Raw genomic sequence first — 24,395 nt, 5'->3', positions numbered from 1 at the left:
TGTTTGTTAATTGGGTAGTTCATCAGTCCAACTAAATTGATAATAACATCGGGGTTTGTGCTTGATGGTTGTGGGTTTCATCTTCATATATTTTTAGTTTATTTTGTATTACAGAGCTTAATGGGCCTTTTGGTAGCATACCTTTTACTGCTTTTTCTATTAGCTTTCTTGGGTTTTTGTTAGCTAACTCCTTAAAAGATATGCTTTTGATACCACCAACATATCCGGTATGATGATAATATAGCTTATGTATATATTTATTACCTGTTATCTTTATCTTATTGGCGTTAATAATTATTATATAGTCTCCTGTATCTATATTTGGGGTATATGTTGTTTTAGCTTTACCTCGCAATATACAGACTATTTTTGATACCAAGCGTCCTAGTATTTTTCCTGAAGCATCAATAATATACCATCTTTTCTTTATTTGTTTTTCTTTTGATATTAAGGACTTCATTATAAAAGCTGGGGGGGGGTGGTTAGAACTATAATGGGTATATATATAGAGTTAGTATATTGAAAAGCTATCTTATTTTCGGATATATAGGGAAAGGAAAAGCATTGAGAAAGGGAAAGAGCTTAGGGTTTAGAACTATATACTGACTTAAGATAGCCAGTAGCTAAAGAGTTGTTATTGATTCTAGTGGGGGGGAACATATGTTAACCTATAGCATAGAGAGAATAATATATTGCATATTTGGGAACCAATTATATATATAGCAACTAAACATGGATTCTATATATGGCGCGAACTAGCAAATATCTTCTTTGTACTCTTAGGAAAAGCTTTTCTGACACAGATATAATTAGTAATAAGCTTATGTTACGAGCTGGTATGATAAGAAAGCTAGCTTCAGGCATATTTACTTGGTTACCTATTGGTTTACGAGTTATGAATAAGTTAAACAATGTTATTAGAAAGGAAATGCTAAAAGTTGGCTGCATAGAAATACTTATGCCATCTATACATCCAATTAATATATGGGAAAGAAGTGGTAGGCTAAAAGATTTTAGTTCAGAATTAATAAAGCTAACTGATCGTAATAAAAAAGAATTTGTATTAGGGCCCACTCATGAAGAAGTTGTTACAGAGTTAGTTAATAATGAAATACATTCCCATAAACAATTACCTTTAGCTTTTTATCAAGTTCAAGCACACTTTAGAGATGAAATAAGACCTCGCTTTGGTGTAGTTAGGTCAAAAGAGTTTCTTATGAAAGATGCCTATTCATTTCATATAACCCAAAAGAATCTAAAAGCTACTTATAGTTTAATGAGTAGTTCCTATTGTAGTATATTTAAGCGTATAGGTTTAAAGTATAAGATCAAAAAGGCAAGTTCTGGTGTTATGGGCGATGGTTGTTCCCATGAGTTTCACGCTTTGGGTAAAGATGGAGAAAATGATATAATATTTACTACGAAGCCTAACTATGCTTCTAATATTGATTTATCTGAAACGTTACCTTCGTTTAAAATAAAACCAATGACTACTAAAGAGTTAAAGCTAGTAGTTACTACTAAGATCAAAAGTGCTTTTGAGTTAGCAACCTATTTTAATGTTTCGATATATAAAACTATAAAAGCTTTTATAGTACATACTAATAAATTATCTAATCCCTTTTTAGTTCTTATTATAAGAGGAGACCATCAGTTAAATAAGATAAAGCTAGGGAAAAACCCTGACATACAGCTTCCTCTAAAATATGCAAATATAGAAGAGCTAAAGAAGTTAAAGCTAGTAAACGTAGATTCCCCATCTAGTACATATGAAATAGGTTTATTTAGCTTATCAATGTCCTTAATTATTGATAGAAGTGTTGCTGTTATGGACGACTTTATAGCTAGCGCTAATATTAAAAGCCGGTTCTTTTATGGTGTTAATTGGGGAAGAGACTTACTATTGCCTAAGATAGCAGATATAAGAATAATAGATAATGGTGTTTTATGGTTTAAAAAGAAAAGCATTTTAAAAAGAAATAAAAGCATTGAAATAGGACATATTTTTCAAGTTGGAACAAAATACTCTGATATAATAAATAATAAACTTCATGTTAATGAAGACTATAAACAAAGCTTAATAATGGGTTGTTATGGTATAGGCATTTCTCGTACTATAGCGGCTATAATAGAACAAAACTATGATAAAGCTGGAATTATTTGGTCTAAAACAATAGCACCTTTTCAGGTAGCGATTATAGCTTTAAATATGCATAGGATAGAAAAGATAAAAGAACTAGCAGAACATCTATATAATAAACTAGCTTCTTATAATATTGATGTCTTACTAGATGATAGAGTAGTTTCTTTAGGTGTAATGTTTAATGATATAGAACTTATTGGTATAAATCATATTATTTTGATTACTAATAACATTCTTTTGGATAACGTTGAATATAAAAACCGCTTTTCTGGTGATATAAAAGTAGTAAATATAAATGCTATTAGCTCTTATATATTAAAAGAACTAATGCTAAACATAGGCTAACTATATTAAAAAGAACTAACCTATTTTACCCCCCCCCTCTCTCTCCCTCCACCCACATACAACTAAAAGCTAATTAAAAACATTGAAAACAACTTACCAGACTTTCCAACAGACTTCTATACAGCTAGACTTCCTTGAAGCATTCTATAACATTGTTTTAACTATAGCAGCAGTTCATTTAAGGAAGTAAAGGGAATATGTTCAAAAAGGGGGGTTCCTTACGGTTCGAACAATGAGTTCTATTCTGGGTTTAGGGGAGACTAGTCATAATGTCCGTTAGGTTTACCATTCAGAAGTTTGGAGGCTCTTCAGTTGGTTCTGAAGAAAGAATAAAGAATGTTGCAAACCTTATAGCTAAAACAACCACTCATGTTGAAAAGCTAATAGTTATTGTATCGGCTATGCAGGGAAAAACTAGTAGCTTAGTCAGTGCGCTTAAAAATATAACTCCAAGTCCTAACCTTACGTCTGCTGATTTTACTATAGCAGCAGGAGAACAGATATCTGTAGGGCTTCTTTCTGCTGCTCTATGGAGGATTGGAATTAGCAACGTTCCATTAACAGGCTGGCAAGTTCCAATCTATACAGATCACTTACACACCAAGTCACACATACTTCTAGTTAACACGGAGTACATAAGAAAGAGCTTCTCAAATATTAAAGCTATATTAGTTACAGGCTTTCAAGGACTAAACATGCATAAAGTGACTACGTTTGGTAGGGGAGGCTCTGACACATCCGCGCTTGCCTTATCTTGTGTGTTCAAAGGATGGTGTTTAATATATACTGATGTTAAAGGAGTATACACTATTGATCCTAGAATCACTAAACAAAGTAAGTTGATTAGTCTGATTGCTTTTGAAGAACTGTTTGAGCTTGCAAGTTTTGGTTCAAAAGTGATCCACACTCGTTCGATGCTTCTGTCTGGTAAATTCAATGTTAGCTTAAACATATTATCTAGCTTCTTGAAAACCACTTCAAACCGGAAAGCTAACACTATCGTTCATTTCAATCTCTTACGAAACAGGAAACAAATGGAACAACCTATAGCCACCAGCATTACCTTTCAGGACAAAGTAGCTCAGATAGACATTATGATGAATGTTAGACCTAATAGGTTTAATTGGTATGTGTTAAAGGCTCTTCTCAAACCACATTCGAAGTTAGACATTGTAGCATGTTTCACCAATGACTTAAACAGACTTACCTTCAGTTTCTTAGTGAGCAGTTACCATATGGAAAAGCTTGAACGTAAAATACTTTTGAGCTTGAGGCGCTTTTGTGATATCGTAAAAGCCCAAACAGACAACAGGGTTTCAGAAGTCTCAGTTGTTGGGTTAGGTCTCCGGGTTTCAGGTTATGCTCTCAGTATTCTTTTAAAGCTAGGAGTAAAAGTAAAAGCATTGTTGACTTCAGAAGTTAGAATAACAACAATCGTTAAACAAAGAGACTTAATGAGTACGTTAAGCGACCTGCACAGCCATTTGTTCTAACCTACCTTGGGTTCTTAGAGTTATTCGCCACATGGGTTAGAAGCTTACTTCAAATACCTGAAAGATGTTACTAACATTGGTCCATACAGGATTCGAACCTGTGACCGAGCGATTATGAGCCGCATGCTCTACCACTGAGCTAAGGGACCAATCTAATATGAATATGCTTGAGCCTAATAATGTTAGATATGTTGGCTTATTAAATAAGACTTGCCGTTTAGATGTTATATTAGTTAGCTTATTTCCAGCCTATTCTAGATCTTTTTTTAAAAAGGTTATTATATTTGGAAGAGTAAAAGTAAATGAACAATTGGTGCTTACCCCTAAAAAAAGACTGTTTGGTTTAGAGCTAATAGAAGTTAGGTTTCTATATAGAAGCAGCTTCTCTATATACCCACAAAGAATAGCGTTAGATATAATATATGAAGATGTTTATATTATTGTTTTAAATAAAGCTAGTGGTTTTATATTACATCCTGGGTTTGGAAACAGCGAATATACCATATTTAATGGATTACTTTATTATTATCCACCAAATACAATTATTCCAAGAGCTGGTATTGTACATCGATTAGATAAAGATACTACTGGCTTATTAATTATTGCTAAAAGCATTTCTATATATATTAAGTTAGTTGAAGTGTTTCGATTAAAAAAACTAATACGGGAATATGAAGGAGTAGCTTTTGGCAGCTTATCTTTTTCCGGCAAGATAGTAAAACCAATATTGAGAAACCCTGTTAAAAGAGTATGTATGAAAGCTGATAATAGAGGAAAGTCTTCTATAACTAATTATTTTGTTAAAGAGAGATTTCCTTTTCATACTAGACTTCGCTTTAACCTAGAAACAGGACGTACTCATCAAATTAGAATTCATATGGTTTATGTTAAACATCCTTTTGTTGGAGATAAACAGTATGGGAAAGTCCTATATAATTCTAGTTCTTATCTATATAATAAACTAAAAGAACCTAAACGTCAAGTGTTACATGCTATTAAATTAGAGGTTTTGCACCCAGTGACATTTGTTAAGATGAAGTTAGAATCTCCTTTGACTTATGATATATTAAGCTTATTAAACGTATTACGAGGGACTGATAGTTTAACTGGGGGGAAACCTTCTGACTAACCTAAAGCTAAATGCTAATAGAGAGAATAAATGGCTTTTTTAACTTCATTAATTATGGTTTCTTTTGGTATTTTATATTGGTTTCCATTTATTAAGTTTCTTATTATTATTATTTCTTCTTTATACTTTCCGGCTTCTATTATTATTACTAGCTTTGCTTTATGTTTATATGGTTTTATTAGGTTTCTTTTGAAGCTGCTTTCTTCATAGTTTGTTAAAGAGCTAAGCTTTGGAATGTTAGTTCTTATGGATTCAGCTATTAGAATTGCTTTTACTTTTTCTTCTTTATATCTTGGTATTGAATATATGATTAGCTCTTGATTTAGCTTATTGTTTTGGTTTAGCTTATTATCTTGTTTATTTACTAGCATAACTAATCTTTCTAAACCCAAAGCACAGCCTATAGCAGGGGTTGAAAAACCACCTATCTTTTCTACTAAGTTATCATATCTTCCACCTCCGCATATAGTATTTTGTGCTTTAATATTGTTGTTTTCTACCCATTCGAATACTGTATTGTTATAATAGTCCAAGCCTCTTACTAAGTAATTATTTAGCTTATACCTAATTCCATTAGTATCTAAAAGCAAACATAAGCTATTAAAAAGGCTTTTTGTGGTTTCAGATAAATAGCTAAATATTGTTGGAGCTGCTTTTAATAGTTTTTTAATATTGTTTTCTTTACTATCTAATATTCTAAATGGATCTTTTTCTAGCTTACTAATTGATTCTTTATCTAAGGCTTTTATGTTTTTACTAAAGAACATAGTTAGAGAATTATTATAGGTTTCTCTTTCTTCTATTGAACCTATTGTGTTAAGTTCTAATGATAAACAGCTATTTATTCCAAGGGTAGCCCATAGGTTCTTTGTTAGTATTATTAACTCAGCATCTATATCTGGTTCCTTGTGTCCGAAGCTTTCTATGCCTAGTTGGTTAAACTGCCTATAGCGATCTTTTTGTGGTCTATCATGACGAAACATTGAACCAAAATACCAGAAGCGTTGTTCTTGGTTATGTATCAAACCGTGTTCAATGCCAGCCCTCACACATCCAGTAGTTCCTTCCGGTCTTAATGTATAGCTTTTTCCCTTTTTATCAGGAAAGCAATACAGCTCTTTTCTTATTATATCTGTTGTTCTTCCTATTGCTTTTTTGAATAAGGCTGTATGTTCTATTATAGGTAGTCTGAGTTCTTTATAGCCATAGTTATTTATTAGCTTAGTTAGCTTTTCTTCTATGGGTTGCCATAGGGTTGTTTGGGTTGGTATGTAGTCCTTCATGCCATTAATTGAATATATAGGTGTTTTCATAGACTAAAGGAAAGGAAGGAAGGGGGGGGGAGGGGGTTAGTTAGTGTTTAAGGAGAAGGAGGAAGTGTTAATAATATGAACTAGAAAGGGGGAAAGACCTACTGGTTGTCCGGTTAATCAATAAGCTGTTGAAGGATTAAAACCAGAGTATGAGACAGATGCGGTAGGTATATATGGGGGAAGGAGAGGATAGCTCTTTGAATCTGTGTTATGATGTGTTGGTCTTAACTGGGGGGAAAGCTTATGTCTAACCTAAACCATATACTAAAGTATTAGCAGAACCAAGAACCAACTACTAACTTAACTGTATTTACGGTTCTTCTCCCTTGCATATACGTCTATTAGCTAGGTTCTATATAGCTTCTATAGTTTCTAATCCTATAACAGCTTCTACATCTTCTAACAGCTTCTGCTAAAGGCCTCTACCTACATCATATTACCCATTCCACCAGCCCCATAGCCAGGACTATTCATATCACTCTTTTCTTCCTTTTTAGGTATTTCTGTTACCATACATTCTGTAGTAACCATTAAACCAGCTATAGAAGCAGCAAACTGTAAAGCTGACCTTGCTACTTTTGTTGGATCTAATATACCAAGAGACATCATGTTACCATATTGAGACTTAGCTGCATCATAACCAGTATTTCCTTCACTAGCTTTTACGTTATTAACAATAACAGATGGTTCTTCACCTGCATTAGAAACTATTTGACGTAAAGGAGCTTCCATAGCTTTACGCACTACTCTTATACCTACATTTTGTTCTTCATTAGTTCCTTTTAGAGTACTAATATTATTAGCTACACGTATTAATGCCACTCCACCACCAGGCACAACTCCTTCTTCAACAGCGGCCCTTGTTGCATTAAGGGCATCCTCTACTCTAGCTTTTTTCTCTTTCATTTCTACTTCAGTTGCAGCTCCTACTTTTATTACAGCAACTCCACCAGCTAACTTAGCTATTCTTTCTTGAAGCTTTTCTTTATCGTAATCCGAAGTAGCTTCTTCACGCTGTTTATTTATTTGAGCAACACGACTACTAATTACAGCTTTATCTCCTATTCCATCAATTATTGTAGTAGCATCTTTGGTAACTATTACTTTTTTAGCTTGACCCATATCTTCTAATGAAACCTTTTCTAACTCTAAACCTATTTCTTCAGATATGACAGTACCAGCAGTTAATATAGCTATATCTTGTAACATAGCTTTACGTCTATCTCCAAACCCAGGAGCTTTTACTGCAGATACTTTAACAACACCTCTCATCGTATTAACTACCAAAGTTGCTAATGCTTCTCCTTCTACATCTTCAGCTATTATTAACAGCTGTCTATTTGATTTAGCAACTGCTTCTAATATAGGTAACAGCTCTCTAATGTTAGAAACCTTTTTATCAGCTATCAATATATATGGATTATCTAGCTCTACAGAACCAGTCTCATTTCTGTTAATAAAATAAGGCGATAAATAACCTCTATCAAACTGCATACCTTCCACTACATCTAACTCATCCTGTAATCCAGATCCTTCCTCGACAGTTATTACGCCTTCTTTTCCAACCTTAGTCATTGCGTCCGCAATTAGTTTACCTACAGCTTCATCAGCATTAGCTGAAATAGTGCCCACTTGAGTAATAGAGTTAGAATCTGTGCAGGGCACTGACATCTTTTTTAATTCTTCTACCGCCTGTCTAACAGCTTTATCTATTCCTCTTTTTAAGTCCATAGGGTTCATACCTGCTGCGACAGCCTTTAGCCCCTCGTTAACTATAGACTGAGCTAAAACAGTAGCTGTCGTAGTTCCATCACCAGCAGAGTCATTAGCTTTTGAAGCAACTTCTTTTACCATTTGAGCACCCATATTTTCAAACCTATCTTCTAACTCAATCTCTTTAGCTACAGAAACACCATCTTTAGTTATACTAGGAGCTCCAAATGGTTTATCTAAAACTACATTACGTCCTTTAGGTCCTAACGTAATTTTCACTGCATCTGCCAATATGTTAACACCCCGAAGCATTTTAACACGTGCCTCATTTCCAAACATTACTTCTTTTGCAGGCATAGCTTTTTCCTTTTGTGTTTAAAGTATAATAATATTATTATTCTTCAATAACAGCCAATATATCATTTTCAGAGATAATCAATACTTCTTCATTATCTAGCTTTTCTGTCTTTACGCTATAACCTTCATTAAATATAACAGTATCACCTACCTTGATATCTAAAGGCCTGAGTTCTCCATTTTCTAATGTTCTACCTTTACCTACTGCTATTACTAACCCTCTAGAAGATTTACCAACCGAAGAGCTTGTTAAAACAATTCCCCCTGCTGACTTAGATTCAACTTCCTTTCTTTTAATTATAACACGGTCATGCAATGGTTGTATTTTCATTATATTCTCCCTTTTAAAAAGTTACTATGAATTCAATAGTTTTCTAAAGCTTGTAATGCTGTTAATGTTTTACATTCGTATTCCCTCCGCATCCGAGAGGATTCGAACCCCCAACCACTCGATTCGTAGTCGAATACTCTGTCCAACTGAGCTACGGATGCATCCGATGAGAGAGGGATTCGAACCCTCGATACATACGTATATACCCTTAGCAAGGGAACGTCATAAGCCACTCGACCATCTCATCTACTATAACAAACTCTAACTATAACAAACTCTACCTTATATTATTTAATATTAGATTACTGATTGCTTCTATTTCTTTTTTAAATAATATAAACTCTCCAACCCCCTGAACTAACTTTAAAGAACCCCCTCCTTTGCCTTTTAGATTAACAATAAAATAGTCTATTATGTCTTTAGCTTTTATATAGCATAGTAAATCTTCTGTTATTCCTATTATAAACCTAACATTATTTCCATGCTTAGTATTTAATATAATAACTTTAGCTCTTAAGTTATCTATTAGGCATTTAGCAATTAAATATAAAAAGCTAGAATAGAAGCTACCAATAGTTTTAATTATTATGTTATCATTATAGGCTTTAAGTTCTTTTATTAGGCTTTCAATATAAAAAGCTAAGTGTGTATTCCTAATATATTTTACTTCCCTTTCTAACTTATTATACTCAGCTTTTATATGGGTTAAATGATCACATAGTTTATATTCATTGCTATTTGTAACTTCTTTTAACTTCTTTAGTATAGCTTTATTACTAAATACAAAAGCAATAGAAGCTCTTCCTGTTACTGCTTCTATTCGTATAATGTTTTTTGCTATGCTATATTGTGAAGCTATAGATAATAAACCTATATCTCCAGTACGGTTTGTATGGGTTCCTTTACATAGTTCTATAGAAAGACCAAATATGTTAACTATTCTAACAATAGCTTCATATTCTCTTTGAATAAATATGATATTATCTTTTATATTCTCTTTAACATCAGCAAAAGATAAAAGCTTAGTTACAATTAACATATTATTTATTATTTGTTCATTTACTTCTTCTTCTATTATCTTAGCTTCTTCATTATTTAATAGCTTTCCCTTTCCGCATATAAAATCAAAGCGTATATGATTAGCAGTTATATAAGAACCCTTTTGAATAAGCTTCTTTTTTATGTAGCTGCATAATACTTTATTTAATATATGAACTGCTGAATGATTAACTTTAATAGCTTTACGGTATTCAGCATCCACATTTATTATTACAGCTTCTTTTAACCTAAAGAAGCCATACATTACTCTTCCAAAATGGAGAATAGCTTTATTATAGTTCTTAGTATTAGTTACCTTAAATAAGCCTTTTATTGTTTTTATTTCTCCAATATCACCTACCTGTCCGCCCGTCTCAGGATAAAAAGATGTTTTATTTAAAACTAAAACTCCATATTGCCCTTCATATATAGTATTTACCTTATTATTATTAAAAAGCAGTTCTTTAATAAAGGCTATATATTCTAGCTTATTATAGCCAACAAATATGCTAGTAGCTTTTATATCTAGCTCTTCACGAGCCTTTTCACTAGGACTTATAAGACTATCTTTTCTAGAGAGGCTTTTCTGTAGTTCCATAGGTTTTATAAAGCTATCGATATCTATTTTAATATCTTTTTCATTACATATTTCAACTATAAAATCAATTGGTAAACCATAGGTATCATATAGAAAAAAGGCTGTCTTTCCATCTAATTCTTCTTTAACTTCTTTTTTATTTATTTTATTTAGTAATACTTCTAAACCCTTTTTTATAGTATTATAAAACCTAGCTTCTTCATATAATATAATAGTCTCAATATGTTTTATGTTTATAGCTTTTTCCTCAATATAATCAATATAGACATCCTTTAGTTCATATATTAGTCTATATATACAAGCTTTTTCAATGCCTAATAAGTTTAAGTGTCTAATCATTCGTCTAATAACTCGACGTAAAACATAGCCTCTTCCTTCATTAGAAGGATAAATACCGTTTTTAATTATATAAAAGCATGTTCTTATGTGGTCTGCTATTACATACAGATAGTCATTCAAATAGTTTATATTAAGTTCTTTTTTTACTATAGCTATAGTTTTACTAAATATATCTGTTTTAAACGTAGAATCAACATTTTGCAATACCGCAGAGATCCGTTCCAAACCCATGCCTGTATCGACAGATGGTTTAGCTAATGGAGTCATTAAGTTATTATATTGTCGGTTGTATTGCATAAAAACTAAGTTCCAAACTTCTACATATCTATATCCACAGCCTTTCTCATCCCCTGGTAAATAGCCAAACAAGTGTTTACCATAATCATAAAAGATTTCTGAACAAGGACCACATGGCCCAACTTCTCCCATACACCAAAAGTTATCTGACACATAAGGCTCTTTCTTATTCTTATCTCCAACAAGAATTACCTTTTCTTTAGGCATTCCTATATCTTTTGTCCATATATCATATGCTTCTCTATCTAAATAATAAACAGTAACTAATAGCTTAGCTTTTTGTATATTGAACCAGCTTTCACTAGTTAATAGTTTCCAAGCTAGCATTATGGCTTCATATTTAAAATAGGCACCAAAACTAAAGTTACCTAGCATTTCAAAAAGAGTATGATGCCTATTGGTAAACCCAACAGTATCTAAATCATTATGCTTTCCGCCTATCCTTAAACAATATTGAGAAGTGCATACTTTTTCATAGATAGGCTTTTCTATGTCTAAATAAATATCCTTAAACTGATTCATTCCAGCATTAGTAAAAAGTAAAGAAGAATCGTTGGTTGGGATAATAGAGCTGCTATCCAGGACTTTATGGTTTTCTTTTTTAAAGAAGTTAAGAAACATATTTTTAATGCTTTTAGTGCTTTTATCCATATTGGGAAGCCTCTTAAATAATAGTGTTTAGGTTTTTCTTACTAAGATATCTATTAACAAAGTCAGGAATGTCAGAGCTTAGTCTAGGTTAGGTTCCTGCGTTTATGGAATAACATTACTAATATTAGGAAAATATCCTTTCTCAATGCTTTTACTAAATAAATAAACAAACCTATCTATTTTATTGCTTTCCTTAAAAAAGCTCTTAACAAAGAATGGTAGTTTATCTTTATTATCTAATATACCAATAATATCATTTATTACCAATATTTGTCCATCAGTGGCAGGTCCAGAACCTATGCCTACAGTTGGTATGCTTAACAATTGAACCAACCTTTGAACTAAATATGAAGCTACACATTCTATTATTAAACCATGCACTCCATAAGCTTCTAAAGATAAAGAATTATCTAATAGTAGTTCTGAGTTGAAGTTATCTTTTCCTTGTACTACATAGTTACTAATTATATTAACATATTGCGGAGTTAGGCCAATATGACCACATACTGGAATAGACTTCGACACTAACCTTTTTATAATACTTTTAAGACAGTTCTCCCTTTCTTCTATCTTAATTAAGTTTGCCCCAAGCTTTAAAAGTAATGAAGAGCTTTTTAAAGCATTATCAAACCTATTAGCACATATAAAAGGTAAATCAGCTATTATTAAACAAGAAGCAGTTGTATTTCTTATACACTTTAGATGGTAAATAATATCTCTCAGGTTTGTTGATATGGTATGTTTATTTCCTTTAACTACCATATTTAATGAATCACCTACTAATATTGCTTTAACAGGCTTGCTTTTAAATATACTAACAAATGAATAATCATAAGCAGTAACTGCTGAATACTTATAGTGCTTTTTTTTATAGTATTTAAGTTTCAAAAGAGTTATCTTTTTCATTAGTTGTTTAAGACCTAACTAGAACCTAGCTAACTGTTGGAACTTCTTAAGCTATATTAAGTTAAAAAGCTATTGTTAACATATAATACGAGCAGCATAAAGGACAGTTCGCTATGAACATACATATAATTAATCAACTAAAGACTATAGAAAAGCACCATAAAGAAATAGAGTTATTACTAAATAAACCAACCCCAGATGCTATAGTTAATATAGCTATATCTAGAAACCTATCTAAAGAATATACTGAACTAAATAATATAGCTAACTTATTTAAGAGCTGGGTAAAAGCTAATAAAGAAACCATATGGTTAGAAAAGCTGTTAGCAGATAAAGATATATGGCATTTAGCTAAGGAAGAGGTTATCTTACTAAAAACTAATATAAACGAAATAGAACAAAGGCTTTTAAAAAGTAAAGCAGTTCCTAAAGATGAACATGATAAGTATGGCTGCTATATAGAAATAAAGACAGGAACTGGAGGAAATGAATCTACTTTATTTGTTAACGCTCTTTATAGGATGTACTATAAATACGCAGAAAGTAAAAGATGGTCAGTTAGCTTACTAAGTAAAAGTACTAATAATTATGGCGGATGTACAGAAGTTATATTTAAAGTTTCAAATAGTGGTTCATACGGTTTATTGAAGTTTGAATCAGGAGGTCACAGAGTTCAAAGAATACCAAATACAGAGTCACAAGGTAGAATACATACGTCTACATGCATAGTAGCAGTTTTAGTAGAAGATAATAATAACGCAATAGCTAATCTAAATGAGTCTGAGTTAAGAATAGATACATTTCGTTCTTCAGGCGCAGGAGGACAGCATGTTAATAAAACTGAATCAGCTGTTAGAATAACACACTTACCAACTGGCTTATCAGTTGAATGCCAAGATGAAAGATCTCAGTATAAAAATAAAACTAAAGCATTGGCAATATTAAATACTAGGCTAAATAACTTCGAATTAAAGCGTAAACATAAAGAAGAGTCTTTAATTAAAAAAACCCTATTAGGCACAGGCTACAGATGCGATCGGATAAGAACATATAACTATCAACAATGTCGTATAACTGATCATAGAATAGATCTAACTATATATAAACTAACTGAGGTTCTAAATGGAGACTTAGACTTACTTATACAACCAATATTAAATAAATATTACTATGATGAAAGCATATAAAGATCCTAACCCTACATATAAAGAATGAATACAACCTATAAGAAACCCCCAACTAAAACAAACCATTCAAGCATATATTTAAAAGAACTATTAGCTATTTTATTAAGAACCAAAAAAGAACCTATACCATATATTATAGAACAAAAGCATTTCTGGGTTTTAAACCTAAAGCTATCCAATAATGCTTTTATGCCAAGACTTGATACTGAATGTTTAATAGAACAAGCTTTAAACTTATTACCTAATAATAAACTAAATGCTCTTGACTTAGGAACTGGAAGTGGCACTATTGTTTTAAGCTTAGCATATGAAAGAAATAAATGGAACCATATCGGAACAGACTTTTCATTAAATGCTTTAACGATAGCCAAATATAATACAAATAACTTAAACCTAAAAACCCTAAAGACTGTTAGCTATATTTTTAGTAATTGGTTTAATTCTTTATATTTAAAAAGATATGGTTTAATTATTAGCAACCCACCTTATGTTAGTAAAAAAGATCTCCATTTAAATAAAGGCTATATTCATATTGAACCAACCATATCTTTAGCTTCTTCTAATAATGGTTTACATATCTTATTTAAAATATGCCTAAGCTCTATATTCTTTTTAACCTACGGAGGCTGGCTATTACTAGAGCATGGGTATAAACAAGGATCTATAGCTAGGTCTTTTTTATTAAGCTTATCTTTTAAAAATGTTCATTCAATAAAAGACTATAATAATGAACGCATTACAATAGGTAGAATGCTATAAACACAAGCTTCATAAACCAAAAGAGAAGTTATATTGAATTATCTAAACCTAAGAATAGCATTACAAAGATCTGGAAGGCTAAGTAAAAAGTCAAGATATTTAATTAGTTATTATAAAACTAAACAAGCCTATAACTTTAGAAAGCTTTTATTAAGTTCTAAATATAAAGCAATTAGGTTTATGTTTGTTCGAGATGATGATATTCCTAACTTAATACTAAATAAGTCAGTAGAGTTAGGTATTATTGGTAAGAATGTTTTTGAAGAACAAGCTTTTAACTTCATTATAAAAAGAAAGTTAGTTAGTTATTCTATAATATATAGCCTTAAGTTCAGTAGCTGTCGTTTATCATTAGCCTTTCCGTTAGGTGAACCATGGATTGGTATTAACTGTTTAAATGGAAAGAAGGTTGCTACTTCTTACCCATACATACTTAAATACTACCTAAAAAGATATAGCATAAGTTACATATTACATTATATTACTGGCTCAGTAGAAGTATCTTATAGATCTGGGTTATCTGATATAATATTCGATGTAGTATCTACAGGTTCTACTTTATTTGTTAATGGGTTATATGAAGCAAAAATAGTTTATTATTCACATGCTTACTTAATTCAATGTCTTCCAAAACTATCTAATAACAAAAAGCTTTTAGTTAATAGATTTAAGAGAAGCATATATAATATAAAAGCCCCTAAAGACTATACGAATATTAGCATTTGGTTTATAGTAAATAAGTTAGTTAAGATTATACACTTATTTATAAAAGCTAATGTCTACAACATAGCATCATTAAATAATATAAAGATATGGGTTCTTTTTCAGATATATAACTAACTAAATACTAATATAAGGAGAAGCTTGAACGTAATATACTTATTCATTGATATATTTAAACCCATAAAGCCATTAAATAACAAAGCTATAGGCTTAATGCTAGCTTTAAAAGACCATAAGGTTAAGTTAGTTATATTAATTAGCAAGCCTGCTTTTAATTTAACAGCAGGTCTTAAGGAGAATTCATTAAAAACATATATAGCTATGCTTTATATGCTAACCTATTTAGGAGTGGAATTTAGGTTAGCTTCTATTGGTTCTTCTGACTTAAAAGTATTTTATATGCATATTGAGAAGGCATCTAGGGTACTAGCTATTGGTTCAACTGTAGGTAAAAGATATTATATAGCTAACAACAATATAAATATAGCACATTGTTTAGGTATTAAATCAATACATATTAAGCTACTAAACCTAAGTAAAACCTATAAGGCTATTCTTAATAGACTAATAGCTAACTTCTATCTAAGCATATATAGACTAACTAATGAGACTTCTATCTTAATTGATATCTGGTTAACTGATGAACCTATATATAACTATATTAACACTAGCATAGGGTTTTTTAACCATATGCTTAACCAAATAGCAACACATGGAAACTTTAGAATAGTTATCTTAGCTAGAGGTGATAACTATATAGATGACCACCATATTATAGAAGATGTAGCAATAGCTCTAGGATCTAATATAAAGACCACTTTAAATACTAAGCTAGGAATAAGTCGTTTTAGCTTTATTATTCCTATGGATGAATGCATAGCCCAATGTGTATTAGATATGTCTAATAGGTTTTACTTAGTCTATAAATCTAAATATAGCTATCAAAAAACAGGAGATATAAATAACTCAATGATAGAACACTTTTTCCGATCTTTATCATGTTCCTTAACCTGTTCTATATACTTAACAACAAAAGGAACCAATGACCATCATAGAATTGAAAGCATATATAAAGTATTTGGTATAGTTTTAAGCAAGACTCTTAATATAATTAGCAATAAGTTACCTAGTTCTAAAGGGTTACTTTAAATGTTAATAGTTATCTTAAATACAGGCTGTGCTAACATATATTCAGTAAAAACTATAATACATAAGTTAGGATATAAACCCATAGTTAGCTCTGATTACAATACAATATTAAACGCTGATAAACTATTAATACCAGGCATAGGCACAGCTTCTTTAGTTATGAACAATGTTAAAACCTATATGTTAGTTAATATAATAAAAGCTTTCCCTAAACCAATATTAGGCATTTGTCTTGGTATGCAGCTACTGAGTTTAAGCAGTAAAGAAGGCCTTTCTATAAAAACTATAGGTATAATAAATAACCAAACAGAACAGCTATCTAACTATGGGAAGCACATTCCTCATATTGGATGGAATAAGGTTATTCATCAAAATAAGGACCTTTTATTCAAAAGCATTGAAAATGGTAGTTACTTTTATTTTGTCCATAGCTATAGCGTTCCTTTATGCATATCAAATATAGCGAGTTCAATATATGGTGATCTATATACAGCAGCTTTCAAAATAAACAGCTTTTTTGGAGTTCAGTTTCACCCAGAACGTTCAGGGATATTAGGAAAGCAGTTATTAAGAAACTTTCTAGAGCTATAGTAAATGATTATCCCTTCTATAGATTTTATGTTTAACTCTATTGTACGCTTATATCAAGGCAATTTCCAATGCTTACGTAAATATAATCAAGAGCCTTTATATTATATTAAATACTATATAGAAAAAAGAACAAATATTATACATTTAGTTGATCTATCAGGCGCTAAAAACCCATTAAAGCGGCAGTTAAACCTAGTCTCTAAGATAGTAACAAAATGTAAATCAATAGTATTGCAAGTAGGTGGAGGCATCCGTAGTTCTTCTGATATACATGCATTATTAAAACTAGGAGCTTCTCGAATAGTAATAGGTTCTATTGCTATTAAGGAGCCAAGAAAGGTTCAAGAATGGTTAACCATATTTGGTCCAGAAAAGATAGTTTTAGCTTTAGATATATACAATAAACCTAATGGCAAATATTCAGTGTACATTAACGGCTGGCAAAAAAGCTCTAACAAAACTATTGATAATATTATTAATCATTATGTATGCTATGGTATTAAACATATACTATGTACTGATATTTCAAGAGACGGTACTTTTATTGGAGTTAATTTAAGCTTATATAAATACCTATTAGATAATTGGCCTAATATATCTTTTCAGTCTTCTGGTGGAGTTAAAAGCCTAAATGATATTATTAAGCTTCGCTACATAGGTATTAAAAATATAATAGTTGGACGTGCCTTTATAGAAAATAAGATTAACTTTTTGGAGACTATAGAATGTTGGCGAAACGTATAATTCCGTGTCTTGATATATTCAATGGAAAAGTAATTAAAGGTAAAAGGTTTACTAACCATAAAACCATTGGAAATGTTGTTGACTTTTCTAAATACTATGCTACTTCTGGTGCTGATGAATTAGTATTCTATGATATAGCAGCATCTACAGAAAATAGGTTACTAAATAAAAGCTGGATATCTAAGGTAGCTGAATCTATTAATATTCCATTTTGCGTCGCAGGTGGAATTAACAAAGTATCTCAAGCTAAGGAAATATTTTCTTTAGGGGCAGATAAGATATCAATAAATACTCCTGCGCTAAACGATCCTTTTTTTATAAGCCGTTTAGCAGATGTATTTGGTTCACAGTGTGTAGTTGTAGGCATTGATAGTTGGTTTATCAAAAGCTCCAACAGCTATCAAGTAAAAAAATATACTGGAAACCAATATATAACAAACTATACTAATTGGCAAACCATATCATGGATTGAAACTATACAAAAGCTAGGAGCTGGAGAAGTTGTAATAAATGTTATTAACCAAGATGGTCTTAAAAATGGATATGATATAAAACAGCTTTCAGATATCCGTAAACACTGTTCTATACCTCTTATTGTCTCAGGTGGTGCTGGAAAAGACCAACATTTCTTAGCTGCTTTGAAAACAGCTAAGGTCGATGGTGTTTTAGCTGCCACTGCTTTCCATAAAAACATTATTGATATTAAAAACTTAAAGAGGTTTTTATTAAGTAAAGGAGTTGAAGTTAGACTATGAATATAAACAAAGTTCTTAAGTTAAACTATTTAAAGGACTTTCTATGTTATTTTAAAAAGCATAATAAACTAAAGACTATGGTTATTCAAGATATCATAACAAAAGAACTTTTAATGATAGGCTATTCTGATATAGAAAGTATAGATATTAGTTTAGAAAGTGGTTATGTTATATTTTATTCCAGATCTAAATACAGCTTATGGGTTAAAGGAGAAACATCTGGAAATATCTTAGAAGCTTATAGTTTATATTTAGACTGCGATAAAGACTCAATATTAATATATTCTCTATTAAAAGGAATTATATGTCATCTTGGTAACTATAGCTGCTTTTATTCGGGGGGAGTAGCCTTTCCTAGAACTGGTAATAGCTTGTCCTGCTAACCATTCTAGAATCCAACCAGCCTTCTAGAAAAAGCATTCTTCTTAACAACAATATAATACCAGTTAGAACCACATAATAGATTCTGCTTAATTCGGTTTATAAACTAGTCCTTTGACTAGAGTAAGAAACTGCTTAAGTCTATAGGTGCGGTAGTTCAGTTGGTTAGAATATCGGTTTGTCACGCCGAAGGTGGCGAGTTCGAAACTCGCCCGCACCGCAAGGGATATAACTCAACTTGGCAGAGTACTGGTCTCCAAAACCAGCTGTTGGGAGTTCGAGACTCTCTATCCCTGCTTTCCTAATTATAATGCAATAGACTTATGGTTAGCTATATTTCGTTATGAACCTATAATCGGTTTTTAAGGAGTTGTTAAAGTATTCAAACATTATGTTTAGCTTTTCTTTGAAGCGGCCGTCCCATAAAGACATTCTAGCTCTTTTCCTTTTTAGGTGTTAGCTGTTAGAGAAGGGGGGGGGGATTGTTATAGGTTTAGAAGGGACTTATGCTCTTATTAATTGAATGTAGTAATATCTCTATATAGCTTTATTATATTTCCTATTATCAATATAGAGGGTGTTGTATTATTATTTGATAAGCTTTCTATGCTTTTTATGTTGCTTATTATTATCTTTTGGTTTTTATTAGTGCTTGATGTAATTATTGCTATTGGAGTTTTATTTGAGAAGCTACTTTTTAATAGCTTTTCTTTTAGCTTAGTTATATTACTTGCATACATATACATTATTATTGTTTGCTTTTTATTTAGTTCTAGATTCCAGTTAGGTTTGTTTTTATAGGATATAGACCCTGTTGTAAAAGCTATATTATTAGAGTAGTTTCTATGAGTTAATGGTATTCCTATGGTAGAACCTATTGCTGTTGTTATACCAGGTATTATTTGGAATGCTATCTTATTATTGATTATAGCTTTCATTTCTTCTCCACCTCTCCCAAATATATAAGGATCTCCCCCTTTTAGACGTACTATGTTATTTCCTTTTTTAGCTAAGCTTATTATTAACTTATTTATAGCTTTTTGTTTGATATACTTTTTACCTGCCTTCTTTCCAATGTATATTTTTCTTGTAGTTAACCTAGCTATGTTTATTATTTCTTTACTTACTAAGTTATCGAATAATATTATATTAGCTTCTTTTATTAGCTTAAACCCTTTTATTGTTATTAGCTCTTTATTTCCTGGACCTGCTCCTATTATTGTTATCTTTATAGTCTTTATGGTCTTTAAGTGTTTACTATTTGGTTTTATAGGTTTATTTAGATATGTCTTTTGTTTTAGTTTTAACATATTTAAAAGCTTCCTAAATAAAAACCCAAAAGGCTTTTTTGTTATTGTCCTTCTTTATAGTTAGCTTATTTCTCCAGCTTGATAGTTTATCTATTATTAGGTTAGTAACTAATGGTATTGTGCTTTTTAGTTTATTGCGTATATGCTTTGTTACTGTTGGTGACCTATTGATTGAACATATGCTTATTATTATTGGACATCTGTTTACTATTGACGGAAATATATAAGAGCAGGTTTTTATATTATCAACTATGTTTAATAGTCTAGGTTTATTTAGTATAGGTTTATTAGTTAGCTTATATAAGATAATATCATTTTTGGCTATAACTACTAGACAACTATTGTTTAAACTAATAGCTTCAGGTCTTTTTTTTAACCAACAGATATTAGAGTAGTTTGTCTTAGCTTTGTTTAGCTTATTGCATATTGGTTTTGTTATTAGAAATATAGAACCACAGATAGCTCTTATTGCTTTTAGTTTATTTGCTGCTACTATTCCCCCACCTATTACAAAAGCATTGGTGTTTACGGTTCTTAGATATATAGGCAAAAACTTCATTTAGCTTATGGTTGTTATTGGTTTATTGCTATTGCTATTGTTGTTACTGTTACTGTTAACCTATATAGCTCTTTAAGAACAACAAAGCTATATAAGAATAGACTTGTAGTTCAGTGGTAGAACGCAGTCTTGATAAGACTGAGGACACTGGTTCAAGCCCAGTCAAGTCTATGATGGGGAGTCTATTGGTATAATTATTGAATATGAGGGACTATAGTTTAGTTGGCAGAATACCTGTTTTGCACACAGGAAACGTCGGTTCGAGACCGACTAGTTCCATGTTTCCATGTTATTATCTTATTAGGTATAGAGACATAATATTATCAGTACGGTTACATATCTTACGCATTAGCTTTACAGCTTCAATAGGATACTTTCCTTTTGCAGTTTCACCAGATAACATCACCGCATCGGAGCCATCTAGTATGGCGTTAGCTACATCTCCAGCTTCTGCTCTTGTTGGTCTTGGGTTTTCTATCATTGATTCTAACAATTGAGTTGCCGTTATTACTGGTTTTTTTGCTTGATTACATTTATTTATTATTAGCTTTTGTGCTAATATTACTTCTTCTATTGGTATTTCTACCCCTAAGTCACCTCTAGCTATCATAATTCCATATGAGCTTTTTAAGATAGCATTAAAGTTATTTAACCCTTCTTGGTTTTCTAGCTTTGAAATTAGCTTTATGGGTTCTCCTTTATATTTAAACACAAAAGCCTTAATTATAACTATATCCTTTAGAGATCTAATAAAAGAAGCAGCTATATATTCAAGCCTTTGTTCGCATCCAAATATGATATCTTTTTTATCCTTTTCTGATAATGTTGGTAACTTTAGGTTAATAGTTGGAATGTTAATACTTTTGTTTTCTCCTAGCTTACCATTATTTAGTACTTTACATTTTATTATGCTTCTAGCTTTTCCAATAACATTTAGCTTTATTAAGCCATCATCTATAAGTATTTTGTTATCAATGTCTATATATTTTACAAGCTTCTTATAGGTAATTGCAACTAGGCTTTTATTTCCGGTTATATTATGGTTATTAACTAAACTAAGCTCTTGACCTAATGTTAGATCTATTTCTATTCCATTCTCTAAGTTCATTGTTCTTATTTCAGGACCTTTGGTGTCTAACATAATTGAAGCATATCTTTTAGTTTTTAATAGAATATATCGAATAGCTTTTATCTTATCTTCATGCTCTTTGTGGGTTCCGTGCGATAAGTTAATCCTAATTATGTTCATTCCTTCTTTTAGTAGCTTTGATAGGTTTTTTATAGACTTAGTGCTTGGTCCAATTGTACAGATTATTTTAGTTTTTATCATGGGAGGCTTTTGTAGTTTTATTGTACATCCGAAAGGGTTTGAACCTCTGACTTTCACTGTGTCATAGTGATGTTCTAACCAACTGAACTACGGATGTTTGGTTAGTCATTGGTTTGGGGGGGGGAACTTGAGGTCTTTAGCTGAGGTCTTTCTATGTGGAGTGGAGGGTAGGAGCTTTTATCATATGGACTTGTTAGAGCTTTTGTGGGTCACTTTTGATGTTAAACTATATGTTCTTAGCTTGGGAAGACTTCTTAGGTTTGGGGAAGAATCTTATTACTATGTCATAATGAACCAAAACGATAGAGTTAGAAACCAAATGAGAAACATAACAGAACTATAACTATAGCATATTATTATGTGGTCTTTTGATAAAGATATATTTTGGATGAAACATGCCATTAATTTAGCAGAGCGAGCAGCATATAAAGGTGAAGTTCCAGTTGGAGCTGTGTTAGTTTTAAATGATGAAGTCGTTGGTGAGGGATGGAGTTCTTCTATTTATCTTAATGATCCAACAGCACATGCTGAAGTATTAGCTATACGCAACGCAGGTAAACTAATTAAAGCCTATCGCTTTTTAGAATCAGTGATATATGTAACTTTAGAACCTTGCTTAATGTGTTTAGGTTCCATAATACATGCTCGTGTTAGTAGAGTTATATTTGGTGCTAATGATAATAAAGTAGGAGCAGCTAGATATTTTAATCACTTAAGGTATTATACATATATAAATCAAACATTATCTTTTACTTCTGGTGTTTTACAAGATGAATGTTCCTTACAATTAAATAACTTATTCCGTTGTTGTAGGCTTTAAACTCTTGGTATTCTGTTAGGTTGGTGTTTCTTCATTTTAAAATAGTTCTTCTAGATTCTACCAACAGCTTCCTTTTCTTTTTAGTTGAGTTATATATTATAGAATATCTTTTACTATGGAGTGTTATTAATATGTTTAGTGGTATAATGCATCAGCTTGAAGAGTTAGGTTTAGTAGTGGATATAACAAATAAAAAAGAATTATTTAGTAAGTTATCTGAACCTATTAGTCTTTATTGTGGTTTTGATCCTACTTCTGATAGTTTACATATTGGACACCTTTTGCCTCTTCTATGCCTAAAGCGATTTCAAATGTTTGGACATCGGTCTATAGTTCTTATAGGAGGAGGCACTGGGTTAATAGGAGATCCTAGCTTTAGAATTAACGAGCGGCTTTTAGATATTAAAGATATTTCTTATTCTTGGTCTAAAAAGCTAAAACAACAAATATATGCAATCTTAAATAGAGGCTGTGATGATAGTATATTGGTTGTGAATAACTATGACTGGCTTTATTCAATGAAGCTATTAACGTTTATATGTGAGATAGGAAAACAGTTTTCTATTAATAATATGATTAGTAAAGGGTTTTTAAAACAGCGAGTTAATAAGAGTGGCGCTTCTTTATCTTTTTCTGAGTTCACATATAGCCTATTACAGAGCTATGATTTTGCTTATTTATTTAAGAACTATAATGTTATACTACAGATTGGGGGGTCTGACCAATGGGGTAATATAACTGCTGGCATAAGCTTAATAAATAAGCTATATAAAAAAGATTCTTTTGGTTTAACTTTGCCTTTATTAACTAAACCTGATGGTACTAAACTTAGTAAGTCTGGAGATAATGTTGTTTGGTTGGATCCTATCAAAACTAGTCCTTATACGTTTTATCAGTTTTGGGTTAATGTTTCAGATGCTGATGCTTTTCGATATATTAGCTATTTTACGTTAATGAATGCATCTGATATTAAGAAGCTTAAAACCCAAAGCTTTTATAGTTATTCTCGAATCCAATATTTATTAGCTGAAGAAGTCACTCGTTTAGTACATGGTAATATAGAATTATTAACTGCTAAACGAATTACTAATTGTTTATATTCTAATGTTTATTCTGATCTTAAAAAAGCTGACATTATACGTTTATCTAATGGTGGGTTTCCAATGATGAGGCTTAAAAAAGAAATAAGTTTAAAAAAAGCTTTAGTTGAACTAAGCCTAGCTTCTTCTATTACCCAAGCTAAAAAACTGATTTGTTCTAAGTCAATAGCTATTAACGGTATAAAACAGCTTTCAGAGAACTATAGGTTTTGTGGTTCTGATATTATATGCGATTCTTATACCTTAGTTAAGCGAGGTAAAAAAGAATATTGTTTGATATTTTGGGAATAGCTATTATTTAGACATGGTTAATAGCTTTTTTAATCACATCATA

21 protein-coding genes, 8 tRNA genes and 1 pseudogene are annotated in these 24,395 nt (G+C 31.3%); 17 read left to right on the top strand and 13 right to left on the bottom strand.

Features of this window, described 5'->3' with window-relative positions:
• Positions 1-31 precede the first annotated feature (31 nt).
• On the bottom strand, positions 32-460 hold the full coding sequence (gene rplM / locus FKM95_RS00980; RefSeq protein ID WP_159128892.1) for a 50S ribosomal protein L13: 429 nt from the start codon (positions 458-460) through the stop codon (positions 32-34).
• Positions 461-745: 285 nt separating this feature from the next.
• Here rplM and FKM95_RS00975 point away from each other — a divergent pair, with 285 nt between their 5' ends.
• A complete protein-coding gene (locus FKM95_RS00975; protein ID WP_159128891.1) occupies positions 746-2,488 on the top strand; it encodes a proline--tRNA ligase in 1,743 nt (580 codons plus the stop codon).
• Positions 2,489-2,757: 269 nt separating this feature from the next.
• Positions 2,758-3,981: an amino acid kinase family protein gene (locus FKM95_RS00970; RefSeq protein WP_159128890.1), complete on the top strand. Its 1,224-nt coding sequence runs from the start codon at positions 2,758-2,760 to the stop codon at positions 3,979-3,981.
• Between the two features lie 77 nt (positions 3,982-4,058).
• Here the strand turns inward: FKM95_RS00970 and FKM95_RS00965 are convergent.
• Positions 4,059-4,130 (bottom strand) — tRNA-Ile (locus FKM95_RS00965).
• Between the two features lie 8 nt (positions 4,131-4,138).
• Here FKM95_RS00965 and FKM95_RS00960 point away from each other — a divergent pair.
• Positions 4,139-5,110 (top strand): RluA family pseudouridine synthase, encoded by a 972-nt coding sequence (locus FKM95_RS00960; RefSeq protein ID WP_159128889.1) that lies wholly within the window; start codon positions 4,139-4,141, stop codon positions 5,108-5,110.
• A gap of 14 nt (positions 5,111-5,124) precedes the next feature.
• Here FKM95_RS00960 and hisS read toward each other — a convergent pair whose 3' ends face one another.
• The 7 genes from hisS to panB form a co-directional block, all read right to left on the bottom strand.
• The gene (gene hisS, locus FKM95_RS00955) at positions 5,125-6,423 is read right to left on the bottom strand and encodes a histidine--tRNA ligase (protein WP_159128888.1); all 1,299 of its coding nucleotides are present in this window, start codon (positions 6,421-6,423) and stop codon (positions 5,125-5,127) included.
• 426 nt (positions 6,424-6,849) lie between these two features.
• On the bottom strand, positions 6,850-8,493 hold the full coding sequence (gene groL, locus FKM95_RS00950; protein ID WP_159128847.1) for a chaperonin GroEL: 1,644 nt from the start codon (positions 8,491-8,493) through the stop codon (positions 6,850-6,852).
• A gap of 37 nt (positions 8,494-8,530) precedes the next feature.
• Positions 8,531-8,824 carry a co-chaperone GroES gene (locus FKM95_RS00945; protein ID WP_159128848.1) on the bottom strand — a complete coding sequence of 98 codons (294 nt, stop codon included), beginning with the start codon at positions 8,822-8,824 and terminating at the stop codon, positions 8,531-8,533.
• Positions 8,825-8,911: 87 nt separating this feature from the next.
• Positions 8,912-8,985: transfer RNA gene (locus FKM95_RS00940), tRNA-Arg, on the bottom strand.
• A gap of 3 nt (positions 8,986-8,988) precedes the next feature.
• Positions 8,989-9,071 (bottom strand) — tRNA-Ser (locus FKM95_RS00935).
• A 30-nt stretch (positions 9,072-9,101) separates the two neighbouring features.
• Positions 9,102-11,747 carry an alanine--tRNA ligase gene (alaS, locus tag FKM95_RS00930; RefSeq protein WP_159128849.1) on the bottom strand — a complete coding sequence of 882 codons (2,646 nt, stop codon included), beginning with the start codon at positions 11,745-11,747 and terminating at the stop codon, positions 9,102-9,104.
• A gap of 102 nt (positions 11,748-11,849) precedes the next feature.
• Positions 11,850-12,653 (bottom strand): 3-methyl-2-oxobutanoate hydroxymethyltransferase, encoded by an 804-nt coding sequence (gene panB / locus FKM95_RS00925; protein ID WP_159128850.1) that lies wholly within the window; start codon positions 12,651-12,653, stop codon positions 11,850-11,852.
• A gap of 113 nt (positions 12,654-12,766) precedes the next feature.
• Here panB and prfA point away from each other — a divergent pair, with 113 nt between their 5' ends.
• The 10 genes from prfA to FKM95_RS00875 all read left to right on the top strand — a co-directional run bounded on the left by prfA (position 12,767) and on the right by FKM95_RS00875 (position 19,238).
• A complete protein-coding gene (gene prfA / locus FKM95_RS00920) occupies positions 12,767-13,840 on the top strand; it encodes a peptide chain release factor 1 (protein WP_206167465.1) in 1,074 nt (357 codons plus the stop codon).
• 24 nt (positions 13,841-13,864) lie between these two features.
• Positions 13,865-14,599: a peptide chain release factor N(5)-glutamine methyltransferase gene (gene prmC / locus FKM95_RS00915; protein WP_159128852.1), complete on the top strand. Its 735-nt coding sequence runs from the start codon at positions 13,865-13,867 to the stop codon at positions 14,597-14,599.
• Positions 14,600-14,632: 33 nt separating this feature from the next.
• On the top strand, positions 14,633-15,439 hold the full coding sequence (hisG, locus tag FKM95_RS00910; protein ID WP_159128853.1) for an ATP phosphoribosyltransferase: 807 nt from the start codon (positions 14,633-14,635) through the stop codon (positions 15,437-15,439).
• Between the two features lie 24 nt (positions 15,440-15,463).
• Positions 15,464-16,471, top strand: a complete 1,008-nt coding sequence (locus FKM95_RS00905) for a hypothetical protein (RefSeq protein ID WP_206167480.1) — start codon at positions 15,464-15,466, stop codon at positions 16,469-16,471.
• Positions 16,472-17,062, top strand: coding sequence for an imidazole glycerol phosphate synthase subunit HisH (hisH, locus tag FKM95_RS00900; protein ID WP_159128883.1), 591 nt, complete (start codon positions 16,472-16,474; stop codon positions 17,060-17,062).
• Between the two features lie 3 nt (positions 17,063-17,065).
• Entirely contained in the window at positions 17,066-17,806 is a 741-nt protein-coding gene (locus tag FKM95_RS00895; RefSeq protein WP_159128884.1) for a 1-(5-phosphoribosyl)-5-[(5-phosphoribosylamino)methylideneamino] imidazole-4-carboxamide isomerase, read from the top strand.
• Positions 17,788-18,561 carry an imidazole glycerol phosphate synthase subunit HisF gene (gene hisF, locus FKM95_RS00890; RefSeq protein ID WP_159128885.1) on the top strand — a complete coding sequence of 258 codons (774 nt, stop codon included), beginning with the start codon at positions 17,788-17,790 and terminating at the stop codon, positions 18,559-18,561. Before FKM95_RS00895 ends, hisF begins: the two co-directional genes overlap by 19 nt.
• Positions 18,558-18,944 carry a phosphoribosyl-AMP cyclohydrolase gene (locus tag FKM95_RS00885; RefSeq protein WP_226338822.1) on the top strand — a complete coding sequence of 129 codons (387 nt, stop codon included), beginning with the start codon at positions 18,558-18,560 and terminating at the stop codon, positions 18,942-18,944. The genes hisF and FKM95_RS00885 overlap by 4 nt, the downstream gene beginning before the upstream one ends.
• Before the next feature lie 144 nt (positions 18,945-19,088).
• Positions 19,089-19,162, top strand: a tRNA-Asp gene (locus tag FKM95_RS00880).
• A gap of 2 nt (positions 19,163-19,164) precedes the next feature.
• Positions 19,165-19,238: transfer RNA gene (locus FKM95_RS00875), tRNA-Trp, on the top strand.
• Positions 19,239-19,457: 219 nt separating this feature from the next.
• Here the strand turns inward: FKM95_RS00875 and cobA are convergent.
• Together cobA and FKM95_RS00865 are read right to left on the bottom strand one after the other, a co-directional pair.
• Positions 19,458-20,252, bottom strand: coding sequence for a uroporphyrinogen-III C-methyltransferase (cobA, locus tag FKM95_RS00870; protein ID WP_206167474.1), 795 nt, complete (start codon positions 20,250-20,252; stop codon positions 19,458-19,460).
• Positions 20,253-20,265: 13 nt separating this feature from the next.
• A complete protein-coding gene (locus tag FKM95_RS00865) occupies positions 20,266-20,811 on the bottom strand; it encodes a precorrin-2 dehydrogenase/sirohydrochlorin ferrochelatase family protein (RefSeq protein ID WP_159128900.1) in 546 nt (181 codons plus the stop codon).
• Between the two features lie 99 nt (positions 20,812-20,910).
• Here FKM95_RS00865 and FKM95_RS00860 point away from each other — a divergent pair.
• Both FKM95_RS00860 and FKM95_RS00855 read left to right on the top strand, forming a co-directional pair.
• Positions 20,911-20,982: transfer RNA gene (locus tag FKM95_RS00860), tRNA-Ile, on the top strand.
• Positions 20,983-21,018: 36 nt separating this feature from the next.
• Positions 21,019-21,090 (top strand) — tRNA-Ala (locus FKM95_RS00855).
• 34 nt (positions 21,091-21,124) lie between these two features.
• Here the strand turns inward: FKM95_RS00855 and pyk are convergent.
• A pseudogene (pyk, locus tag FKM95_RS00850) lies at positions 21,125-22,141 on the bottom strand (pyruvate kinase); the annotation flags it as partial.
• A 23-nt stretch (positions 22,142-22,164) separates the two neighbouring features.
• A tRNA-Val gene (locus FKM95_RS00845) sits at positions 22,165-22,238 on the bottom strand.
• 261 nt (positions 22,239-22,499) lie between these two features.
• Between FKM95_RS00845 and tadA the strand changes: the two genes are divergently transcribed.
• Both tadA and tyrS read left to right on the top strand, forming a co-directional pair.
• Positions 22,500-22,961: a tRNA adenosine(34) deaminase TadA gene (gene tadA, locus FKM95_RS00840; RefSeq protein ID WP_159128898.1), complete on the top strand. Its 462-nt coding sequence runs from the start codon at positions 22,500-22,502 to the stop codon at positions 22,959-22,961.
• Positions 22,962-23,092: 131 nt separating this feature from the next.
• Positions 23,093-24,352: a tyrosine--tRNA ligase gene (tyrS, locus tag FKM95_RS00835; protein WP_159128897.1), complete on the top strand. Its 1,260-nt coding sequence runs from the start codon at positions 23,093-23,095 to the stop codon at positions 24,350-24,352.
• Positions 24,353-24,395 lie beyond the last annotated feature (43 nt).

It is taken from the genome of Candidatus Tremblayella phenacoccinincola (assembly GCF_009805595.3).
Classification (GTDB): Bacteria; Pseudomonadota; Gammaproteobacteria; order Burkholderiales; family Burkholderiaceae; genus Tremblaya; species Tremblaya phenacola_D.
The sequence above is the reverse complement of the archived record's forward strand: the minus strand, read 5'-3'. Positions and strand labels throughout refer to the sequence as shown.